The 21,805-nt window shown below is 64.1% G+C and carries 14 protein-coding genes and 1 tRNA gene; 3 read left to right on the top strand and 12 right to left on the bottom strand.

Annotated elements, in window-relative coordinates:
* Genes EPN33_05175 through EPN33_05165 form a run of 3 tightly spaced genes read left to right on the top strand, consistent with a single transcriptional unit; the run spans position 1 to position 7,964 of the window.
* The gene (locus tag EPN33_05175) at positions 1-3,948 is read left to right on the top strand and encodes a DUF3857 domain-containing protein (protein ID TAN23294.1); all 3,948 of its coding nucleotides are present in this window, start codon (positions 1-3) and stop codon (positions 3,946-3,948) included.
* Positions 3,945-7,778 carry a DUF3857 domain-containing protein gene (locus EPN33_05170; protein TAN23293.1) on the top strand — a complete coding sequence of 1,278 codons (3,834 nt, stop codon included), beginning with the start codon at positions 3,945-3,947 and terminating at the stop codon, positions 7,776-7,778. The genes EPN33_05175 and EPN33_05170 overlap by 4 nt, the downstream gene beginning before the upstream one ends.
* 3 nt (positions 7,779-7,781) lie before the next feature.
* Complete coding sequence (locus EPN33_05165; protein ID TAN23292.1) at positions 7,782-7,964, top strand: hypothetical protein; 183 nt, start codon at positions 7,782-7,784, stop codon at positions 7,962-7,964.
* A 34-nt stretch (positions 7,965-7,998) separates the two neighbouring features.
* On the opposite strand, the gene EPN33_05160 is transcribed toward EPN33_05165, so the two are convergent.
* The 12 genes from EPN33_05160 to tuf all read right to left on the bottom strand — a co-directional run.
* Positions 7,999-9,048 carry a hypothetical protein gene (locus EPN33_05160; GenBank protein ID TAN23291.1) on the bottom strand — a complete coding sequence of 350 codons (1,050 nt, stop codon included), beginning with the start codon at positions 9,046-9,048 and terminating at the stop codon, positions 7,999-8,001.
* A 323-nt stretch (positions 9,049-9,371) separates the two neighbouring features.
* Positions 9,372-13,574, bottom strand: a complete 4,203-nt coding sequence (gene rpoC, locus EPN33_05155; GenBank protein TAN23290.1) for a DNA-directed RNA polymerase subunit beta' — start codon at positions 13,572-13,574, stop codon at positions 9,372-9,374.
* Positions 13,575-13,707: 133 nt separating this feature from the next.
* Positions 13,708-18,027 carry a DNA-directed RNA polymerase subunit beta gene (gene rpoB, locus EPN33_05150; protein ID TAN23289.1) on the bottom strand — a complete coding sequence of 1,440 codons (4,320 nt, stop codon included), beginning with the start codon at positions 18,025-18,027 and terminating at the stop codon, positions 13,708-13,710.
* 107 nt (positions 18,028-18,134) lie between these two features.
* Complete coding sequence (locus tag EPN33_05145; GenBank protein ID TAN23288.1) at positions 18,135-18,518, bottom strand: 50S ribosomal protein L7/L12; 384 nt, start codon at positions 18,516-18,518, stop codon at positions 18,135-18,137.
* A 123-nt stretch (positions 18,519-18,641) separates the two neighbouring features.
* Positions 18,642-19,172 (bottom strand): 50S ribosomal protein L10, encoded by a 531-nt coding sequence (locus tag EPN33_05140; protein TAN23287.1) that lies wholly within the window; start codon positions 19,170-19,172, stop codon positions 18,642-18,644.
* A 13-nt stretch (positions 19,173-19,185) separates the two neighbouring features.
* Positions 19,186-19,893, bottom strand: coding sequence for a 50S ribosomal protein L1 (locus EPN33_05135; GenBank protein ID TAN23286.1), 708 nt, complete (start codon positions 19,891-19,893; stop codon positions 19,186-19,188).
* A gap of 137 nt (positions 19,894-20,030) precedes the next feature.
* Positions 20,031-20,459: a 50S ribosomal protein L11 gene (gene rplK, locus EPN33_05130; protein TAN23285.1), complete on the bottom strand. Its 429-nt coding sequence runs from the start codon at positions 20,457-20,459 to the stop codon at positions 20,031-20,033.
* A 9-nt stretch (positions 20,460-20,468) separates the two neighbouring features.
* Positions 20,469-21,020, bottom strand: a complete 552-nt coding sequence (gene nusG / locus EPN33_05125; protein ID TAN23284.1) for a transcription termination/antitermination protein NusG — start codon at positions 21,018-21,020, stop codon at positions 20,469-20,471.
* 6 nt (positions 21,021-21,026) lie between these two features.
* Entirely contained in the window at positions 21,027-21,281 is a 255-nt protein-coding gene (gene secE / locus EPN33_05120; protein TAN23283.1) for a preprotein translocase subunit SecE, read from the bottom strand.
* 45 nt (positions 21,282-21,326) lie between these two features.
* Positions 21,327-21,402, bottom strand: a tRNA-Trp gene (locus tag EPN33_05115).
* A 110-nt stretch (positions 21,403-21,512) separates the two neighbouring features.
* Positions 21,513-21,665 (bottom strand): 50S ribosomal protein L33, encoded by a 153-nt coding sequence (gene rpmG / locus EPN33_05110; GenBank protein ID TAN23282.1) that lies wholly within the window; start codon positions 21,663-21,665, stop codon positions 21,513-21,515.
* Between the two features lie 10 nt (positions 21,666-21,675).
* The coding region (gene tuf / locus EPN33_05105) for an elongation factor Tu (GenBank protein ID TAN23281.1) at positions 21,676-21,805 on the bottom strand (130 nt) is incomplete at its 5' end.

Below are 21,805 nucleotides of genomic sequence, written 5' to 3'. Positions count from 1 at the left end.
ATGCTTCAACCCCGGGTGAAACGCTCTTTCGCGCCCCGCCGCCCGCTCCTGATCGCCTGCCTGGCCTTGCTGCTGGGCGGAGCTGCGCTTGCCCAAGTTGGCATCTCAACGCCGGCCGAGCGGGTGCAGAGCGAAGCGCAGGCGTTTACGGCGGCGCAGGGGCCGGTGGCCAAACTGATTTGCGTGTACCGCATCGGACGGCTCATGCGGCTGCTGCCGCTGGAGCAGCAGCAGGGCGTCTGGACGAAACTATTGACTGGCGCGGGGCCTGGCGTGGCTGCGCCACGCCACCCGCTTGACGCTCGGCCGGGTTGGGGGCCCCGGGTGCCCCAGCCCGACCTACGCGTGGCGGCGGAAGCGCAACTCGATCCGCTGGTGCAGGCGGAGATCACCTCGCGGGAAGCGGCAGTGGCGCTGCGGTCGGGACGGGCGGAAGAGGCCGCAGCGGACTGGAAGCGGCTAGGCACGGTCGAGGCGTGGCGCGTGGTGGGGCCGTTCGACAATTCCTCGGCAGGAGCCATTACGACCGCGGAGGGCCCAGAAAAAGGGATTGACCTGACCGCGAAGTATCAGGGCAAGCAGCGGCAGGTGAGCTGGCGCGTGCTCCCCTACAGCGCAACGCTGGGATCCATGAATCTGGGAGCATTCTTGAGTCCCGCGCAGAGCGCCTCGGCATACGCGGTGAGCTGGGTGCGGAGCGACAAGGCGCAGCCGGTGGCGCTGCGGCTGCGGGATGACGGCGCGACGCGGCTATGGGTGAACGGACAACTGCAGTTCACCGAGCAGGGCGCGCATCCCAGCTTCGGCTTCGATCAGCACGCCGTCGGCGCGCAATTGCAGGCGGGCTGGAACGAGATTCTGGCGAAAGTCGGCGATGGAGAAACCGGCGGCTGGAGCTTTGCGCTGCGCATTACCACGCCGGAGGGCAAACCGCTGGAACTGGAGACGAGCGATGTGCCGCACGAAGTCAGGTCATCAGTCATCAGTCATCAGTCAGCAGTCGGCAGCCAGCAGCCGGCGGCGGTCCAGGTGCGGGATTTGACCGAGCTGGCAAAAGCGGCTGCCGCGACGCCGGCGGGCAAGCTCGATTACGCCTGGGTGCTGGCGCAGAAGCAGAACTTCAATACCGGCGATCACAGCGACACCAGCGCGTTTCTCGACGCGATTGCCGCAGCTCCTGACAATGCGCAAGCGGTGATTGATTTTGAGGAGCACGATCAGGACACGAGCCGGCGCTATCAGTATTTGGAGCAACTGCTGGAGCAGTCTGGCCTGGGCGCGGATTATCGCGGACAGGCGCGCCTGGACCTGGGATTCATCGAGCTTAACCGGGGAGCGTACTGGCCGGCGCGCAGTGATTTTTGGCTTGCCCTAAACCCGCAGTCGGCTGATGTGCCGGCAAACGGACTTATGGCGACGGACAAGGGAGCGATTGCCTCAGCGGCGGCGATGCAGAAGGCGCCGATGGCGGCGGTGGGGATGCTGCAGGTGTACGCCGATGTTGGGCTGCGGCCGCAGGCGCTGGCCTGGGCGCAGGCACTGGAGGCAGCGGGAGAAATGACCGTGGCTGAGGTGGCGCAGCCGGTGGGAATCACGCTGCGGCGCACGGGACCGTTCCGCGTGGCGGAGAAGTGGCTGCAGGCAGGGCTCAACGCCGATGCGGCGAATTTGCACACCGGACTGGATCTGGCCGACCTGCTGCAGCGCAGCGGCGACAACGACGCGGCGCTGGCGACAGTCGAGCGGCTGAGCCGATTGGTCGGCCCGCAACCGCATTTGCTGGACGTGGAGGCGCGCGCGCTGGCGGGGCTGGGGCGCGGGCCGGCGGCGCTGGCGCGGATTGGCGATGCGGTGAAGCTCGCGCCGGACGCGCCCGAGTTTCACGTGGCGCAAGGTGAGATCGAGCGGCATTTCGGGCATCATGCGGCCGCAGTGGCCGCCTGGCAGGAGGCGCTGAACCTGAACCCGCAGGACGCCAGCCTGCGCGACCGGCTGCAGTTGGCGCGCGGCGGCGAAGCCGCGGTCGAGGCCAGCTTCGAGCGGCCCTATATGCAGGATTTGACCAAGACCATTGCCGCCTATAAGGCACTGCCGGCGAGCCAGCAGCAGACGCTGGAGGGCGGACCGGTGGCGGTGCTGGCAGACACGAACGTGACCAATATTTTTCCGTCGGGCAACACCGGCCGCTACGTGCAGCAGATTTTCCGCGTGAACAACGACAGCGGCGCCAATGCGCTGAGCGTCTACCCAGTGACCTACGATCCGGACAACGAGGAAGTGCATTTTCTTTCCGCGCACGTGGTGCATGCGGATGGGAGCACGGCGGATGCGCCCCAGGCAGGCGATCAGCCCGTCAGCCAGTCGGTGGGCTACGAGACGTTCTATAACGTACGCAACAAATATGTCGTCATGCCGGCGCTGCGGGCAGGAGATTTTGTCGAGATCGCCTACCGCGTGCTGCCGACTACGCTGGAATCGCTCTACGGTGATTACTACGGCGCCGTGGATTCGTTCGGCAGCAGCTCGCCTACGCTGTTCCAGCAGTACGTGGTGATTTCGCCGGCCAGCAAGCCGCTGTACTTCCACGCCGTGCGGTTTGCGGGTGAGCATACGGTCGCGACCACCGGCGGCCAGACGGTGTATCGCTGGAGCGCGCGCAATCTTCCGGCTCAGGTGAGCGAGCCGCTGGCGACGCCCGATATCGAGCGTGACCCGTACGTCGCGGTTTCGGAGTTCAAGACCTGGGATCAGTTCGGCGCCTGGTACCGGCACCTGATCCGCAACACCTTCGTGCTCGACAGCCAGATCCGGCAGACGGTGCGGGAGTTGATCCAGGGCAAGACGACGGAGGCGGAGAAGGTCGACGCCATTTACCAATGGGTGATCCAGAACACGCACTACGTGGCGCTGGAGTTCGGCATTCACGGCTACCGGCCGTATCCGGTGACGCAGGTGTTTCACCGGCGGTTTGGCGACTGCAAGGATAAGGCGTCGCTGCTGATCGCCATGCTGCATGAAGCGGGTATCGAGGCCGATTTCGTGCTGGTGCGGATTCGCGATCTGGGGCTGGTGGACGCGACGATTCCCTCGGTGGCGGATTTTGACCACGCCATCGTTTACGTGCCTAACCTGAATTTGTATCTGGACGGCACGGCGGAATACAACGGCACGCACGAGCTGCCGGCGGGCGATCAGCGGGCGTTCGTGCTGCGGGTTCCGGTCGCAGCAGACCTCGGGGCGGACCCGGCGCCGGCGAATAAAATGGCGGCGCTGGCGCCGGTGGTGACGCCGGAGCTGGCGCCCACGACGAATGTGACGGAGCGATCGCTGACCGGGCAACTCGATGCGCAGGGAAACTTGCACTTTGCCATGAACCTGGAGCTCGCCGGCGGCGATGCGCCCCTGTACCGGGCAGCGATGGAAATTCCCGACCGGCAGGCGGGGGCGTTGCAGGCGATGCTGCACGACCGGCTGCCGGGCATCAGCGTAAACTCGGCGACGGTGACCAACGCGCACGCCTGGGATAAGCCGCTGGAAATTGAGTTTGAGGGCACCATCCCTAACTTCGCCACCGTGAACGGGAACACCCTGCTGGTGCCGCGGCAGATCGTACCGCGTTCGTGGCTGCCGCGGCTGGCAGCGCTGAACCAGAGGACGTCGGACCTGCTGTCAGGCCCGCCGGAAATTCTGGTGGAACAGATGCACCTGGCGCTGCCGGCCGGTTTCGCAGCGCGGTCGCTGCCGCCGGTGAGCAACCGGAATCAGCCCTTCGCGGATTTTCAGGCCGTTGCTTCGGTCAACGGCAACACGCTGACGCTGCGCAGCCGGATCGAGATCAAGAAGTCGCTGATTACGCCGGCGGAGTATCCGGCCTACCGGAGCTTCTGGGCGCAGGTGGACGGGGCGCTGGGGCGGAGCGTGAGCCTGACGACGGGAGGTGGGCAGTGAAGAGGCCATCAGCCATCAGTCATCAGTCATCAGTCGTGCGTGGCAACGGATGGGGCGCCAGAGGCGCGGGGATAGCCGCGGCTTTGCTGGTCATGTTGCTGGCGCTGCCTGCGGCAGCGCAACGGACGAGTTTGCTGGACCGGCTGCCGCGGGTGGAGGCGGGACATTATCAGCAGGCGCTGGCGGCGGCGCAGGCGCGCGGCGAACGGGGGCGGGCGGAGGCGATCTGGATCGAGCTGTTCTACGGCAATGCCAAGGCCAAGGCGGAGGCGTACCAGGAGCTGGCGCGGACGCAGGATGAATCGCCGGAGATGGAGTTCGACCGGTTTGTGGCCGCCTATAGCCGGGGTTCGGATCGCGCCATGCTGGAGGCGGCGCTGCGGCTGACGCGGGCGGCACCCAATGACGTGGCTACGGAGCTGGCGGTGCGGGCGCTGAGCGGACAGCTTGAGAATCAGGGACGGCAGTTGCTGGACGCGCTGCCCAGCCTGGAGCGCACGTTGCAGGAACCGCTGGCGGATCCGGTGACCAGCTACATGCTGGGGCGCTCGGTACTGGCGGCGGTCCATGCGCCCGGCCTGGCACTGACCGAGACGCGGGCGCTGCAGCTCGCCGGGCGATTGCCGCACTGGCAGCTCTGGGGGCCGCTTGGCGATTACGAGAACCTGGGCTTTGACCAGACGTTTCCGATTGCCATGCGTCCGGAAAGCGCAGCCGGGCGGCGGCCGCAGGCCTTCACCAGCAGCGGGAACGGCGTGCATTTCCCGCTGGACTGGGGCACGGATGGCATCGACTTTGCCGTGACCTACGTGCAGGCACCGCGACCCACGCGGGTGCTGCTGCGTTTGTACTCGCAAGCCTCCAGCGAAATCCTCATTAACGGGGTGACGGTGCTGCGCAACGACCGGCGCTCAAGCTATGTGCCGGCGACGGCAACCGCGGCGGTGGAGCTCGCGGCCGGCTGGAACCGGGTAGTGCTGAAGCTGGGCGGCGAGGCCTCGCGCGACTTTGATTTGATGCTGCGGCCGGCGGCGGGAGGGGAGTTGCAGAATGCCGCGACGCTGCCCGCGGGCGCTGCGCTGGCGGCAGCGCCGAAGCTGGCGCCGGCGCCGGTGACGCTGGCCGGCTGGAGCCAGGAGCGGCTTAAAAGCCATCCCCGGGATGCGATCGCGTTGTGGGTACAGGGATTGCGGCGCATGCAGGATGAGGATCCGGAAGGGGCGCGGGTCGCGCTGCTGGCGGCGTCGAAGCTGGCGCCGGATGCGGCGCCGGTGTGGCTGGATTTGGCGCAAAGCAACGGCAACCTGACGGATGCCAGCCAGAGCTGGGCAGCGGCAGAAGTGGAGCGGACGGCGCGCAAAGCGCTCGAAGTCGCACCCGAAGCACTGCGCGCCTACGACCGGCTGGGACATGTGTACGAGTCCGAGGGCAAGACGACGCAGGCGGCAGAGCAATTCGCGCACTGCACCGACAAGGGCTACGCCGATTGCGATTGGTCGCAGTTCCATCTGGCCGCGGGCAAGAACTGGCGGCCCGAGGCAGCCACGGCGCTGGAACATGCGCTGGCGGAGTCGGGCTCGGATTGGGGCGGCATCGCCAGCGGGCTGGAGTTCTATTCGAATCTGGGCGACGCCGCCAAAGTAGCGCAATGGATGCGGGTGCTGCAGGCCGACCCGCGCGCCGCGGCGGCGCTGGGCGCCTACCAGCTGCGGCATGGCGATGCCGCCGGGGCGGCGCAGTCGCTGGCGACGGCCATCCGGCAGGATCCCTCGTCGGCGAACTTGCAGCGCGAACGGATCGAGGCGCTGCTGGCGGCGGGCGAGATCACGCAGGCCGCCACCGCGGCGGCGGCGGCGATGGAGAAATTCCCTTACGACTGGCGGCTGGCGGAGACGGCCGATGACGTGGCGCTGCGGCAGGGCGTGCAGCCGGGCGTGAGCGCGCTGCAGGCCACCGACGCCCATCGCAACCTGCTGCGGCAGCAGGCGGACTTTCTCGCCGGCAACCGCTTCTGGACGCCCTGGTACCATTCGGCGCGCAGCATCATCGCCAACGCACCGGATGCATCGGAATATCCCAGCGCCAGTTCCCTGCTGGTGTTCGACCAGATGGTGAACCGGATCAACCCGGATTCGACGCAGGATCAATACATTCACCAGATCTATAAAGTCTTGAACGCGGCTGGGGTGCAGCAAATCGGCGAGGTGACGTCGATTCCGCAGGGCGCGGAGCTCATCCGGCTGCGCACCATCAAGGCGAACGGGCGGCGGGTACTGCCGGAGAGCATCCGTAACCTCACCGACGTGACCATGCCGGATCTCGCGCCGGGCGATTACATCGAGATCGAGTTCGTGCAGCACACGGGCGATTCGCAGATCATTCCCAACACCCTCGATGACAGCCAGTTCTTCGTTTTCAACTCTTCGAAGCAGCCTTACAACTATTCCGAATACGTGGTGCTGACACCACCCAATTATCCGCTGCTGGTCGATCAGGAGCGGTTCCCGGCCGCGCCGACGACGCAACTCATGCCCGACAGCTACACCGCGCACACCTGGCTGGTGCAGAAGACGCGGATTCTGGTGACCGAGCCGCTCATGCCGCCGGAGGAGAATCTGGTGCCCAAGGTGTGGATCAGCACACCCCGGGAATGGAGCCAGATCAGCCGCTACTACGCCGACCATGACTTCGCGGTGCGGCGCACGACGCTGGAGATGCGGCAGAAGGCGGCGGAGTTGACCGCGGGCAAGGCAAACGACGTCGCCAAGGCGAACGCGATTTTCCAGTGGGTGGCGGCGAATGTGCAGCCCGGGCCGGGCAGCATTCTGAGTCCGGCGCGGCAGTTCTTCACCGACCGTTCAGGCAATCGGGTGGCGGTGTTTCTGGGCTTGCTGTCGGCGGCTAAGGTGCCTTGTCAACTGGTGCTGGCACGGGCGGTGACGGACGACAGCTCCATCAGGATCCCCAGCATTTTTCAGTTCCAGTACCCGCTGGTGCACGTGGGCAGCGGCGCGGATGCGAGCAATCCGGCCTCGGGGTGGTACGACCTGATGGGACGCTTCGCGCACCTGGACTACATTGCGCCGGGCATCCGGGGCGGCATGGCGATTGTGGCGAGCGCCAACGGCAGGGCGGGGTTCATGCATTTGCCGGCGTTCGAGTCGCCGCTGGATGGATTGGTGGTTAGCGTAACCGGAGCGGTGGCGGATTCCGGCGATGCCAAGATACACCTACAAATGGAGTTCCGCGGACCGGCGGGCGAACAGGTGCGGCATGAGCTGGCGAGTCTGCCGGACTCCAGCCTGCCGCAGATCTACCAGCAGCTATTGCTCGCCAGCTATCCGAATGCCAGCGCGACCGGCGGCGCCATCGAGAACCGCAATGCCAAGGACAAGCCGCTGATTTTTTCCATTGAGGCGACGGTGCCGAACTTCATCAACGTGGATGGCAATACGCCCGGTTCGGGCTGGGATATTCAGCACCTGACGGGTGCCGTCGGTGTGCAACGACGGTACGCGCCGCTTCCCTTCCGCAAGGAGCCGCTACTCATTAACGGCGACAGCTTCGAGCAGACCAACGTCACGCTGACGCTGCCGGCACGGTTCGGCCAGGCGAATCTTCCCAAGGCCGCCAACATCAGCAACGGTTTCGGGCGGTTCGATTCCAGTTTCGTGCAAACCGGCGGCACCCTTGCGTTCCATCGCACGCTGTTCCTGAAGGCGAACCGGATCGCGCCGGCCGATTACGGCAGCTTCCGCGCGTTTGCCGAAGCGGCGGACGCGCAAGACCGCCTGCAGCTGACCGGCAAAATCCATGGCGCAGGCCACTAGCGCATGGCGGACGCCAGGCGTCAGCAGAGCTCCAATGACGAGCACGGCGTGGACCGCAGCCTGATCCGCTGGATGCTGTCGCTGACGCCCGCGCAGCGGCTGGAATTTCTGGAACAGCAAATCGAGGGCATCGAGCAGGTCCGGGCACGGAATGGCTGGCGGTCAGCCGTCGCACCGCTGAACTGACAAACTGAGCTACTGAAATACTGACAAACTCACCCTAGCGCTGGCCGAGTTGGATCGGTTGGTTGAGAGTCACGGTGATGGGCGTACCGGCGGGAAGATCGAGCGCGCCGTTACGGCTGGCGAGGACAACACCGAGACCAGCACCGACGGCGGTGCCGATGCCGGCGCCTTTGCCGCCACCAGCGATGGCGCCGATGAGCGCGCCGACCGCGCCGCCAGCGGCGGCAGTGCCGACGGTGCGGCGGGTTTTCGACTGTTGCACGCCGCCTTCATTGGTGGTGGACGGCGTGCCGGTGATGGCGCCACCTACGCCTGAATTCTCATTTACATTACTGAGTTGGGCACTCAGAGGAAAGCTTTGACCATCCGGCAGCCGAAGTTGATCGAAGGCGAGCTGCAGGCGAGCGGTGCCAGAGATGCTGCCGCTGCGCACCACGGATTCTACCTTGCCTTCGACCGTGCTGCCCACGGGAACCACGACGGTGCGTCCGTCAGAACTGGTGACGGGTTGTGTGACCGTAGCCGTGAAGGTGCTGCCGGGGGTGCTGCTGCGCGTGCTGAGGGTATTGTTCAGCTTCAACTGCAGCGCGGTGCCCGCGGGGATGGTGGCGTTGCCGGGAGCCTGCGACTGCGCTGGAGCGGCGGCGGCACGGCTGGGCACACGAGCGGAGGTCTCGCCGCTGTAGGCGCGCTGGCGCTGGGCGTTGCTGTCACTGCTGCGGCCATAGAAGCCGTCATCGTAGCCGTGCTCGAAGCCGGTCTGGAAGTTTATCTTGTAGGTCTGCTCGCTGATGCCGTTGTTGGGCGAGTACCCCAGGCTGGCGCTCTGGTAGACCGGATGGCTCTGAAAACTGTAACGTGCGTGCGAGCGATAGTCGGTGACGCCGTCGCGGAAACCGGCGTTATAGCCCTGCTGCTGGATCTGCTGCAATTGCTGATTCTGCATCTGGTCTTGCACGGGCTGAATGTTGCCGCCCTGAGCGAGAAGACCGGCCGGGACGCAGAGACAGAGCACGAGCACGAACCACGATGGCATGCGCATAAAGACCTCCCGAACGTGACTGGAGATGCGCGGCGCGGGCATAAGGTTGAGCCGGTGTGGACATGGAGCCACGCAGGCAACTAAAATGAAAGCTAAATGGGGCAAAAAGGGCGCCGCGGGTGGCTCACCATCACGCTGATCGTGATTGGATTAATCCTTCTGGCCGCCCTCGGTCAGATTTACGGACGCTAGCGCGTTTCTGCCAGTGGATCGATGTGGCGCGCTGGAGGCGCTCGTGTCGGAGTGGCACGCGCTCACACGGGCGAACATCGAAACCCTGACGCATTACTCCGCGCCGAGGTCTTCGAGGTCGTCGTCGCCGCGAACGACGCACAGCGTCGTTCGCCGTTACGGAAGAGGTCCGGCTACTCGGCGCCGAGATCTTCCAGGTCGTCGTCGCCGGTGTCGTTACGGAATAAATCCAGGGCGCGCTCGGCTTCCTCGTAGGGCGAGGGCGGGAGCTGGACGGCCTGGAGGGCGGCTTCTTCCTCTTCCTGCTCGCCGATGAGGCGGACGTTGCGGTAGTGATCGAGACCGGTGCCGGCGGGGATGAGGCGGCCCATGATGACGTTCTCTTTGAGGCCGCGCAGGTAGTCGATCTTGCCCTGAATCGAGGCCTCGGTGAGGACGCGGGTGGTTTCCTGGAAGCTGGCGGCCGAGATGAAGCTGTCGGTGGACAGCGACGCCTTGGTGATGCCGAGCAGCAGCGGACGGCCGGTCGCCGGGCGCTGGCCGAGGGCGATAACGCGCTCGTTCTCTTCGCGGAAGTGGAACTTGTCCACCTGCTCATCGACCAGGAACTCGGTGTCGCCGACATCTTCGACGCGCACCCAGCGCATCATCTGGCGGACGATGGTCTCGATGTGCTTATCGTTGATGTTGACGCCCTGGAGGCGGTAGACCTCCTGGATTTCATTGACCAGGTAGGCCTGCAGTTCCTTTTCGCCGAGGACGGCAAGGATGTCGTGTGGATTGCGGGGGCCATCCATGAGGGGATCGCCGGCGTGGACGCGCTCGCCTTCCTGGGCGGCGATGCGGACGCCGCGCGGCAGCAGATATTCGCGCTCGTCGCCCTTGTCGCTGATGACCAGGATCTTGCGCTGGCCCTTGCTGACTTCGCCGTACTTGACGGTGCCATCGATTTCGCTGATGACGGCGGTTTCGCGCGGCTTGCGCGCCTCGAACAACTCGACGACGCGGGGCAGACCGCCGGTGATGTCCTTGGTCTTGGTGGTTTCGCGGGGAATCTTGGCGAGCACGTCGCCGGCCGAGACCTCCATGCCGTCGGTGACCATCAAGTGAGCGTGGGAGGGCATGAGGTACTTGCGGTTCTTCTTGCCTTCGCCGATCAGGATCTGGGGCTGACGCTTCTCGTCGGTGGATTCGGTGACGACCCAGTGCGAAAGGCCGGTGACATCATCGACCTCCTCGTGCAGGGTCGAGCCTTCCTCCATGTCCTTGAACTTCACCGTGCCGGCGATTTCCGTGAGGATGGAGAAGGTGTAGGGGTCCCATTCGAGCATGACCTCGCCCATGGCGACCGGATCGCCTTCGTTCTTCTTGAGGCGGGCGCCGTAGACGGCGGTGTAACGCTCCCGCTCGCGGCCCTTGTCATCGACGACGGCGATCATGCCGTTGCGGTTCATGACCACCAGGCCGCCATCCTTGGTGCGGACGGTGGCGAGGTTGTGGAACTTGATGAAGCCGGCGCTGCGGGTTTCCTGGCGGGACTGCTCGCTGACGCGACTGGCGGTGCCGCCGATGTGGAAGGTGCGCATGGTGAGCTGCGTGCCGGGCTCGCCGATGGACTGCGCCGCGATGACGCCGACGGCTTCGCCCATCTCGACCACCTTGCCGGTGGCCAGGTTGCGGCCGTAGCAGTTGACGCAGACGCCGCGCTTGGCTTCGCAGGTGAGCACGGAGCGGATGAGCACCTTCTCGATGCCGGAGCTCTGGATGCGATGGGCCAGCTCCTCGGTGATCAGGCCGTTGACATCGACGATGGTGTGGCCTTCGAAGTCCTTGACACGTTCGAGGGAGACGCGGCCGACGATGCGGTCGCCGAGGCTCTCGACGGTCTCGCCGGCATCGACGATGGCGCCGACGTGGATGCCGTCGACGGTGCCGCAGTCGTCGTCGCTGATGATGACATCCTGAGCGACATCGACCAGGCGGCGGGTGAGATAGCCGGAATCGGCGGTCTTGAGCGCCGTGTCGGCCAAGCCCTTGCGGGCGCCGTGGGTGGAGATGAAGTACTGCAGCACGGTGAGGCCTTCGCGGAAGTTGGCCGTGATCGGGGTCTCGATGATTTCACCCGATGGCTTCGCCATCAGGCCGCGCATACCGGAAAGCTGGCGGATCTGCTGCTTGGAGCCGCGGGCGCCGCTATCGGCCATAACGAAGACGGGGTTGACGAAGCCCTCGCGGTCCTGTTTTTCGAGCACGGAGAACATTTCGTCGGAGACGCGCTCGGTGATGTTGGACCAGATTTCGACGACCTTGTTGTAGCGCTCGCCGTTGGTGATGGCGCCGTCGAGGTACTGCTTCTGGACCTCGACCACCTGCTTTTCGGCGTCTTTCACCAGCGATGCCTTGCTGGCGGGGATGACCAGATCCTCGATGCCGATGGACATGCCGGAGCGGGTGGCCGCCATGAAGCCGAGGGACTTGATGCCGTCGAGCATCTTGACGGAATCCTCGAGGCCGAAGTTGAGGTAGGCGAAGTTGACGAGCGAGCTCAGGCCCTTCTTCTTGAGCAGGCCGTTGACGAAGGGCATGCGCTTGGGCAGGTGGTCATTGAGGATGACCGAGCCGACCGTAGTTTTGATGTAGTAGTTGGTGACGTTCTGGACTTCGGCATGGACCACGTCCTGGGAGTCATAGGCCGAAGGCATGTCGATGAGCTTGCCGGTATAGCGCAGCCGGATGGGGGTCATGATTTCGACCTCGTTCATCTCGAGCGCGATGAAGACATTCTCAGGATTGCCGAAGGTGCGGCCGGCGCCGGGGGCCGTGTCATTACCCTTGGTGAGGTAGTAGACACCCAGGACCATGTCCTGGGTGGGGACGGTAATGGGCTGTCCGCTGGCGGGCGAGAGGATGTTGTTGGCGCTGAGCATGAGGACGCTGGCTTCCACCTGCGCCTCCGGCGACAACGGAATATGCACGGCCATCTGGTCGCCGTCGAAATCGGCGTTGAAGGCGGTGCAGACCAGAGGATGAATCTTGATGGCCTTGCCCTCGACCAGCACCGGCTCGAAGGCCTGGATGCCGAGGCGATGGAGGGTAGGAGCGCGGTTGAGCAGGACGGGGTGGTCCTTGATGACCTCTTCGAGGATGTCCCAGACGATGGGTTCGGACTGCTCGACCATCTCCTTGGCCTGCTTGATGGTGGTGCAGTGGCCGGTCTGCTCGAGGCGGTGATAGATGAAGGGCTTGAAGAGCTCGAGCGCCATCTTCTTGGGCAGACCGCACTGGTTGAGCTTGAGGTCGGGGCCGACGACGATGACGGAGCGGCCGGAGTAGTCGACGCGCTTGCCCAGCAGGTTCTGGCGGAAGCGGCCCTGCTTGCCCTTGAGGGTATCGGAGAGGGACTTGAGGGGGCGGTTGTTGGCGCCGCGCAGGACGCGGCCGCGGCGGCCGTTGTCAAACAGGGCGTCGACGGCCTCCTGAAGCATGCGCTTTTCGTTGCGCACGATGACTTCCGGGGCGTGCAGCTCCATCAGCTTCTTGAGGCGGTTGTTGCGGTTGATGACGCGGCGGTAGAGATCGTTGAGATCGCTGGTGGCGAAACGGCCGCCATCGAGGGGCACGAGGGGGCGCAGCTCGGGCGGGATGACGGGCAGAACTTCGAGGATCATCCACTCGGGCTTGTTCTGGCTTTTGCGGAAGGCGTCGACGACCTTGAGGCGCTTGGCGTACTTGATGCGCTTCTGGACGCTGGTCTCACTGCGCATTTTTTCGCGCATTTCCACGGCCAGCTCCGGAATTTCGACGCGCTTGAGCAGCTCGCGGATGGCTTCGGCACCCATCAGCGCGGTGAAGTGGCCCGCCATGCCCTCGCCGATGAGCTTGCGGTATTCGTCCTCGGTGAGGACCTGGCGCTCCTTGAGCGCAGTGTCGCCGGGATCGACGACGACGTAGGCTTCAAAGTAGAGAACTTTTTCGAGCTCGCGCAGGCTGATGTCGAGCAGATGGCCGATGCGGCTGGGCAGGCCCTTGAAGAACCAGACGTGGCTGCACGGGGAGGCGAGCTCGATGTGGCCGAGGCGCTCGCGCCGGACCTTGGAGAGGGTGACTTCGACGCCGCACTTGTCGCAGATGACGCCGCGGTGCTTCATGCGCTTGTACTTGCCGCAGAGGCACTCCCAGTCGGTAACGGGACCGAAGATGCGGGCGCAGAACAGGCCGTCGCGCTCGGGCTTGAAGGTGCGGTAGTTGATGGTCTCGGGCTTGGTGACTTCGCCGTGGGACCAGTCGCGGATCTTCTCGGGCGAGGCGAGGGAGATGCGGATGCTGTCGAAGTCGGCAATCAGATTGGCGCGGTCGTAAGGGCTGCTGCGGTACATATTTGCGATCTCCTGGAGGATGGGGCTCCTGAGGTTTTGTCTCTCCGGCCAAGGGGCTATCAGCAATCAGCGGTCAGCTTTCAGCCGTTCTGTGCTGGCTGATCGCTGACGGCTGATCGCTGAAAGCCGTTTTCTAGTCGTCGGCGGCGACGGCCAGTAGTTCGGGTTCTTTGTGGCTTTTCATCAACTCGACATCGAGACACAGCGATTGCAATTCGCGGATCAGGACGTTGAAGGATTCGGGCACGCCGGGCTCGATGGCGGCCTCGCCCTTCACAATGGCTTCGTAAATTTTGGCGCGTCCGTAGACGTCGTCGGATTTGGCGGTGAGCAGTTCCTGGAGGATGTAGGCGGCGCCGTAGGCCTCCAGCGCCCAGACCTCCATTTCGCCGAAGCGCTGGCCGCCGAACTGGGCCTTGCCGCCCAGCGGCTGCTGCGTAATCAGCGAGTAGGGACCGATGGAACGGGCGTGGATCTTGTCATCCACCAGGTGGCTGAGCTTGAGCATGTAGATGTAGCCGACGGTGACGGGCTGCTCGAACTTCTGGCCGGTGATGCCGTCGCGCAGGCGGGTCTTGCCGGACTCGGGCAGGCTGGCCTTGCGCAGCAGCTCCTTGATTTCGTTTTCGCGGGCGCCGTCAAAGACGGGTGAGGCGAAGGTGAGGCCGAGAGCGCGGCCGGCCCAGCCGAGGTGGGTTTCGAGAATCTGGCCCACGTTCATACGGCTGGGAACGCCGAGGGGGTTGAGGACGATCTCCATGGGGGTGCCATCGGCCATGTAGGGCATGTCCTCTTCCGGCAGGATGCGGGCGATGACGCCCTTATTGCCGTGACGGCCGGCCATCTTATCGCCCACGGAAAGCTTGCGCTTCATGGCGATGTAGACCTTGACCATCTTGATGACGCCGGGCGGGAGCTCGTCGCCGCGGTTGAGCTTGTCTTTGCGCTCGCGGTAGATCTTGCCGAGCACGTCGATCTGGCGGCTGGTCAGCTCTTCGATTTCGTCCACCTGTTCGTTGATGCGGGCGTCCTTGCCGTCATAGCGGGCGCGCTTGAGATTGCGGGTGGAGATGGACTCGATGGCTTCGCGGGTAAGGGCGTCGCCCTTGCCGAGCAGCTTCTTGTTGGTCTTCTCGTCGTGCAGGTCCTGGGTGAGGACCTTGCCGCCGACCAGACTGAACAGGCGCTTGGTGCGTTCGTCGTTGAGAATGCGGACCTCGTCGGCGTAGTTCTTGTCGAGGCGGGCCTCTTCGTCGGCATCGATGGCCTTGGCACGCTCGTCTTTTTCCGCGCCCTTGCGGCTGAAGATTTTGACCTCGACGACGGTGCCCTCGATGCCGGGCGGGCAGTAGAGGGAGGCGTCGCGGACGTCGCCGGCCTTTTCGCCGAAGATGGCGCGCAGCAGCTTCTCCTCCGGCGTAAGCTGGGTTTCCCCCTTGGGCGTGACCTTGCCTACCAGGATGTCGCCGGGCTTGACCTGGGCGCCGATGCGGACGATGCCGCTCTCGTCCAGCTCCTTGAGGAAGGTTTCGCTGACGTTGGGGATGTCGCGGGTGACTTCTTCGGGGCCGAGCTTGGTGTCGCGCGATTCGAGCTCGAACTCCTCGATGTGGATGGAGGTGTAGTAGTCCTCCTTGACCATCTTCTCGCTGATCAGGATGGCGTCTTCAAAGTTGTAACCGCGCCAGGGCATGAAAGCGACCAGCACGTTGCGGCCGAGCGCCAGCTCGCCCTGATCGGTGCAGGGACCATCGGCGAGGACGCGGCCCTTGATGACGCGCTCGCCTTCCTTGACCACCGGTTTCTGGTTGATGCAGGTGTTCTGGTTGCTGCGCTTGAATTTGGTGAGCTGGTAGATATCGCTGCCGACTTCGCGCGACATCTGGCCGGCGTGGGTTTCGCCCTCGATGCGGACGATGATGCGTTCGGAGTCGACCGAATCGACGATGCCGCCGCGCTTGGCGAGGACGGTAGCGCCGGAGTCACGGGCGACCACGGCTTCCATGCCGGTGCCGACGACGGGGGCTTCGGCGCGCAGCAGGGGGACGCTCTGGCGCTGCATGTTGGCGCCCATGAGGGCGCGGTTGGCGTCGTCGTTTTCGAGGAAAGGCACGAGCGCCGCGGCCACGGAGACCAACTGCTTGGGCGAAACGTCGATGTAGTCGACCTTGTCGCGGGAGACAAGGACGAAGTTGCCAGTCTGGCGGGCGTTCACCAGCTCGTTGACAAAGCGGCCCTGGGCGTCGAGCGCCACGTTGGCCTGGGCGACCACGTACTTGTCCTCTTCCCAGGCGGACAGGTAGAAGGAGAAGGGTTCGTAGTCGATGTGCTTCTTGTTTTTGGCGGCGGCGTTCCAGGCGTCGGCTTCTTCGCGCTCGAGATGATCGCCGACTTTTCGGGAGCTGTCACCGGCGTTGGTGACGGTGACGTAGTCGATGACGCGGCCCTCGCGCACCTTGCGGTAGGGGCTTTCGATGAAGCCGAACTCGTTGATGCGGGCGAAGCAGCTCAGCGAGGAGATGAGGCCGATGTTGGGACCTTCCGGCGTCTCGATGGGGCAGATGCGGCCGTAATGGGTGGGATGCACGTCGCGCACCTCGAAACCGGCGCGCTCGCGCGACAGACCCCCCGGCCCGAGGGCGGAGAGGCGGCGCTTGTGGGTGATCTCGCTCAGGGGATTGGTCTGATCCATGAACTGCGAGAGCTGACTGGAACCGAAGAACTCGCGGATGGCGGCCATGACCGGCTTGGCGTTGACCAGGTCATGGGGCATGGCGGTGGCCATTTCCTGGAAGACGCTCATCTTTTCCTTGATGGCGCGCTCCATGCGGACCAGGCCGATGCGGAACTGATTTTCGAGCAGCTCGCCCACCGCGCGGACGCGGCGGTTGCCGAGGTGATCGATGTCATCCACCGAGCCTTCGCCGCGCCGCAGCTTGAGCAGGTAGCGAATGGTGGCGTAGAAATCCTCGGGATCCAGGGTGCGCTTGTCGAGCGTAGTGGCGGAGGCGGAGTCGTAGAGCTTGATGTTGAACTTGAGGCGGCCGACGCGGCTGAAGTCATACTTGCGGGCGTCGAAAAACATGCCGTCGAACAGCGAGCGCGCGGTATCCAAGGTAGGTGGATCGCCGGGGCGCAACTTGCGGTAAATCTCGATGAGGGCCTCGTTCTGGGTCTTGATGCCGTCCTTGCGGAGCGTGGCGGAAAGGATATTGCCCACCACATCGCGATCGGGGAAGAACACCTGCAGTTCGGCTGCGCCGGCGGCAGTGTATTTTTCGAGATCGGCCCACTTGAGCTCAGTGTTGGCCTCGAGCACGACTTCGCCGCTGTCGCGGTTGACGATGTCCTGGACGGTGAAGGCGCCTTCGAGATCGGCCGGATCGACTTCGAACTCGGTAATTTTTGTTTTGGCCAGCTCGCGCAGCAGCGGGGCACGGAGCTGACGGCCGGCATGAACGACTTCTTCGCCCTTGGCGTTGACGACGCGGTGGGTGAGTTTCTGGCCGAGCAGGTTGGTCTGCTTTTCCGGCTCGCGGGCGCCGTCGAACTGCCAGTAGAGCTTACCGTTGCGGGCCACCAGGCGCTCGACGGTATAGAAGGTGCGGAGGATCTCCTCGTCGGTTTTCAGGCCGAGGGCGCGCAGGAAAATCGAGGCCAGGAACTTGCGCTTGCGGTCGATGCGGACGTAGAGCAGATTCTTGGTGTCGAACTCGAATTCGACCCAGCTTCCGCGGTAGGGGATGATTTTGCCGAGGAAGTAAGTGCGCTGGTTGGCGGTTTCAAAAAACACGCCGGGCGAACGGTGGAGCTGGCTGACGATGACGCGCTCGGTACCGTTGATGATGAAGGTGCCGTTCTCGGTCATGAGCGGAATGTCGCCGAAGAAGACTTCCTGCTCCTTGATGTCGCGGATGCTCTTGACGCCGGTTTCCGGGTCCTTGTCGTAGATGGTGAGGCGGATGGTGACCTTGAGGGGGGCGGAGTAGGTCGAGCCCTTGTCCTCGCACTCGGCGCGGTCGTTTTTCAGTTGCAGGCCGACGGGATCGCCGCACTTCTGGCAGAAGGTGGGCACGTTGGCGTTGTAGGTGCCGCAATGACGGCAGAGGATTTCGCCCGCCTGGAAGGGGTTGGTGATGATGGTGGCTCCGCAGCCGCGGCAGGTGGAGCGGAGATGATGCAGGCCGCGCAGGTTGCCGCACTTGCACTCCCAGTTGCCGATGGCGTAGTCGACGAAATCGAGCTGGCTGACGCCGCGGAAATCGGAGATGGGGAAAACGGAGTTGAACACCGACTGCAGGCCGCCGTCATCGCGTTCGCCGGGGAGCAGGTCCATCTGCAGGAAGCGCTCGTAGCTCTGGCGTTGAACCTCGATGAGGTTGGGGATTTGGATGGCAGTCGGGATTTTGGAAAAATCGGTGCGGATCGGGGTTCCATCCGGATGAAAGGGCATATCAACTCCAAAAAGCCAGTAGCGGGTAGCTAGTAGCTGGTAGCGGCAATGGGCGCCCGCACGAGCACGTACGGGCGCCGGAAACGGGGACGGCCGAAAAGGGCAATCTACTTGACTTCGACGGTGGCGCCAGCGTCGGTGAACTTCTTCTTGATGGTCTCGGCCTCTTCCTTGGGCACGCCTTCCTTGACGGTCTTGGGCGCGCCGTCGACCAGGTCCTTGGCTTCTTTCAGGCCCAGGCTGGTGACTTCGCGGACCACCTTGATGACGTTGATCTTGTTGGCGCCGACGGCGGTCAGCACGACGGCGAACTCGGTTTTCTCCTCGGCCGGGGCCGCGCCGCCAGCGGCAGGCCCGCCGCCGGCGACGACCACGGGTGCGGCCGCGGCGGCGGAGACGCCCAGCTCTTCCTCGAGTTGTTTCACCAACTGCGAGGCCTCAAGCAGGGTCAGGTTCTTGATCGAATCTACGAGCGTTTGCAGGTCAGCCATTGTTTCTCCTCAAAAATGGTCGCCAGTATTCAGTCATCAGTTTTCAGTACGGAACGGGCGCCCGAACGGGGACGTTCGGGCGTAACCGCCGACTGACGACTGAGAACTGAAAACTGAGAACTTTTACTCATGAAACTTGTTCGCTTTCACACCTTGATCGATGACCACGGCGGTGTTGCGGCCGGTGGCCTGAAGGACCGTCACCAGGCGCTGCGCGGGCGCTTGCAGCAGCCAGAGCAGCTTGGCATAGAGCTCGGGTTTGGACGGAATCGAGGCCAGTTGCTCGACGCCCCGGGCGTCGACGACCGCGCCCTCGACGACACCGGCATGGACCACCAGGGCGGGATTGTCCTTGCAGTAATCGCGCAGGACTTTGGCCAGGGCGACGCCGTCGCCGCTGGTATAGGCGATGGCGTTGACGCCGGTGAGTTTTTCCAGCACGCCGGCGGCGCTGCTCCCCTGGGCGGCGCGGCGGGCGAGGGTGTTCTTGATGACGCGGAAGTGGCCGCCGGCGGCGCGCAGGCGCTTGCGCAGCTCAAAATCCTGCGCCACGGTGAGGCCGCTGAAGCCGGTCACGATGAGGGTGGATGCGTCGGCGAGCGCCGCTTGCAGCGAATCCACGCGGGTCTGTTTCTGTGCTTTGGTCAGTGCCATGTCGCCGAATCCTTTATGCCTTGGCCACCGCTTCGACGGCGGCGGTATCGAGCGCAATGCCCGGGCCCATGGTCGAGCTCAGGGTGATGCTGCGCAGGTATTTGCCCTTGGCCGCGGGCGGCTTGGCGCGGGCGATGCTGTGCAGCAGCGTCTCCGCGTTTTCCACCAGCCGCTCGGGCGGAAACGAAATCTTGCCCACCGCCGTGTGTACCAGCCCCTGCTTATCGGTGCGGAACTCGACCTTGCCGGCCTTGATCTCCGCGACCGCTTTGGTCAGATCCGTGGTGACAGTGCCGGTCTTGGGGTTGGGCATGAGGCCGCGCGGGCCGAGCACCTTGCCCAGCTTGCCCACCAGACGCATCATGTCGGGCGTGGCCACGACGGCGTCGTAGTCGGTCCAGCTCTCTTTCTGGATCTTGTCGACCAGTTCTTCGCCGCCCACGAAGTCCGCGCCGGCGGCTTTCGCCTCGGCGGCTTTTTCACCGCTGGCGATCACCAGCACGCGCTTGCTTTTGCCCAGGCCGTGGGGCAGCACGACAGTGCCGCGCACCATCTGATCGGCATGCTTGGGATCCACGCCCAGGCGGATATTGAGCTCGACGGTTTCGTCAAACTTGGTGTGCTTGACTTTCTGCAGCAGGGGAACCGCCTCGGCGAGCGTGTAGGCGCGCGTCTCGACCTGTTCGCGGGCTTTCTGAATCTTTTTTCCGGTATGAGGCATTGCTTTCCTTTATCGCGGGCACCCGGCGCAGCTACGCCGCGCCGCCCGCTCTCCCTCTTGGGCTGGCGCGCCGCTGGGGGCCCCTGCGCCCCAGCGCCACGCCATTCCTGAATTGTGGACAGTCATTGGCAACTTCTTCAACCTATTTCGATTCCCATGCTGCGGGCCGTGCCGCTGATGCTGGCGATAGCCGCCTGCAGCGAGGCGGCGTTGAGGTCGGACGCTTTGGCGCGGGCGATCTCCTCGATCTGCGCCGCGGTGACCTTGCCCACCTTGTCCTTGTTGGGCGCGGCCGAACCCTTGGCGATGCCGGCGGCGCGCTTGAGCAGATCAGCCGCGGGCGGCGTCCTGGTAATAAAGGTGAAGGAGCGGTCGTTGAAGATGGTGATCACCACCGGCACGTTCATGCCTTCCAGATCCTTGGAGCTGGTCTTGGCGTTGAAGGCCTTGCAGAACTCCATCAGATTGAGGCCGTGCGGGCCGAGCGCGGTGCCCACCGGCGGCGCGGGCGTGGCTTTGCCGGCCGGGATTTGCAGTTTCACTTCCGCTTGAACTTTTTTGGCCATGAAAAATTCCTAAACCTTTTCGACCTGCGAGAATTCGAGCTCGACCGGCGTCTGGCGGCCGAAGATGGTGACCATGACCTTGAGGGTTTCGCGGTCGTCGTTGACCTCGTCGACCACGCCGGTAAAGGTGGCAAACGGGCCGTCGGTGATCTTGACGGTTTCGTTCTTGTCGAACTGGACCTGCAGGCGCGGCTGGGCGCCGCCGGTTTCCACGCGATGCAGGATCTGATCGATCTCCTCCTGGCTGAGCGGCGTGGGCGACTGTCCGCTGCCCACGAAGCCGGCGACGCGCGGGGTGTTCTTGATGACGTGCCAAATCTCGTCTTCGATTTTGCCGTTCTCATCCGCCGCCAGCTCGACCAGCACGTAGCCGGGATAGAACAGGCGGGTGGACTGGACCTTCTTGCCGCCGCGGTGCTCAATGACCTCTTCGGTGGGGATGAGCACCTGACCGATCTTTTCGGCCAGGCCAAACGCCTCGATACGGCTCTGCAGGCTCTCGGCGACCTTGCGCTCGAAGCCCGAATAGGCGTGAATGATGAACCAGCGTTTGTCCGCCATGAAGTCCTAGTGCGTAAAGTGCTTGATGATGCCGTTGATCACCCAGGACAGTCCCAGGTCACAGAGGTAGAAGAAAACGCCGAAGACGGCTACGGTGATGAGCACCACGATGGTGGTCGACTGCACCTCTTTCCAGCCGGGGGCAGTGACTTTTTTCATCTCCGAGCGGACGTCGACGTAAAAACCCTTCAGCCGCTGGGACAGGTCCTTGACCTTGCCACGGCTTGGAGAATTTGGTTCGGTTGCAGCGCTCACGGGCATATAAAAACAGTGATTAGTGGTTAGTGGTTAGTGGTGAGAAGAGAATGGCAGGGGCAGAGGGATTCGAACCCCCACTCGCGGTTTTGGAGACCGCTGGTCTAGCCGTTAAACCTATGCCCCTGGAAGTCATCAGTTCACAGTTTTCAGTTCTCAGTTCACGCCCGTCGCCGGAGCGCGAGCGCTCGGGCGTCACCGCCTGGCTGAAAACTGATAACTGATGACTGACAACCTTCATTTCGTTTCCTTGTGGGCTGTGTGCTTGCGGCACTTCGGACAATACTTTTTGAGCTCCAGGCGTTCGGTCGTGGTCTTGCGATTCTTGGTCGTGGAGTAGTTGCGATTTTTGCAATCTGGGCACTGTAAGGTAATGATTTCGCGTGGCATCGCTCTCCTCCTATTGCATGATCTCGGTAATCGTTCCGGCGCCGACGGTGCGGCCGCCTTCGCGGATGGCGAAGCGCAGGCCCTTCTCCATGGCCACCGGGGTGATCAGCTCCACCACCAGCGCCACGTTGTCGCCCGGC

The organism is Acidobacteriota bacterium, assembly GCA_004299485.1.
GTDB lineage: Bacteria > Acidobacteriota > Terriglobia > Terriglobales > SCQP01 > SCQP01.
This window is presented reverse-complemented; position numbering and strand designations above follow the sequence as displayed.

Excerpts from the sequence above, each read along its gene's own strand:
- rpmG (TAN23282.1), bottom strand. The coding sequence starts at position 21,665 with ATGCCACGCGAAATCATTACCTTACAGTGCCCAGATTGCAAAAATCGC.
- EPN33_05135 (TAN23286.1), bottom strand. The coding sequence starts at position 19,893 with ATGCCTCATACCGGAAAAAAGATTCAGAAAGCCCGCGAACAGGTCGAG.
- EPN33_05145 (TAN23288.1), bottom strand. The coding sequence starts at position 18,518 with ATGGCTGACCTGCAAACGCTCGTAGATTCGATCAAGAACCTGACCCTG.
- EPN33_05140 (TAN23287.1), bottom strand. The coding sequence starts at position 19,172 with ATGGCACTGACCAAAGCACAGAAACAGACCCGCGTGGATTCGCTGCAA.
- rplK (TAN23285.1), bottom strand. The coding sequence starts at position 20,459 with ATGGCCAAAAAAGTTCAAGCGGAAGTGAAACTGCAAATCCCGGCCGGC.
- rpoB (TAN23289.1), bottom strand. The coding sequence starts at position 18,027 with ATGCCCTTTCATCCGGATGGAACCCCGATCCGCACCGATTTTTCCAAA.
- secE (TAN23283.1), bottom strand. The coding sequence starts at position 21,281 with ATGCCCGTGAGCGCTGCAACCGAACCAAATTCTCCAAGCCGTGGCAAG.
- nusG (TAN23284.1), bottom strand. The coding sequence starts at position 21,020 with ATGGCGGACAAACGCTGGTTCATCATTCACGCCTATTCGGGCTTCGAG.
- EPN33_05160 (TAN23291.1), bottom strand. The coding sequence starts at position 9,048 with ATGCCCGCGCCGCGCATCTCCAGTCACGTTCGGGAGGTCTTTATGCGC.
- rpoC (TAN23290.1), bottom strand. The coding sequence starts at position 13,574 with ATGTACCGCAGCAGCCCTTACGACCGCGCCAATCTGATTGCCGACTTC.
- EPN33_05175 (TAN23294.1), top strand. The coding sequence starts at position 1 with ATGCTTCAACCCCGGGTGAAACGCTCTTTCGCGCCCCGCCGCCCGCTC.
- EPN33_05165 (TAN23292.1), top strand. The coding sequence starts at position 7,782 with ATGGCGGACGCCAGGCGTCAGCAGAGCTCCAATGACGAGCACGGCGTG.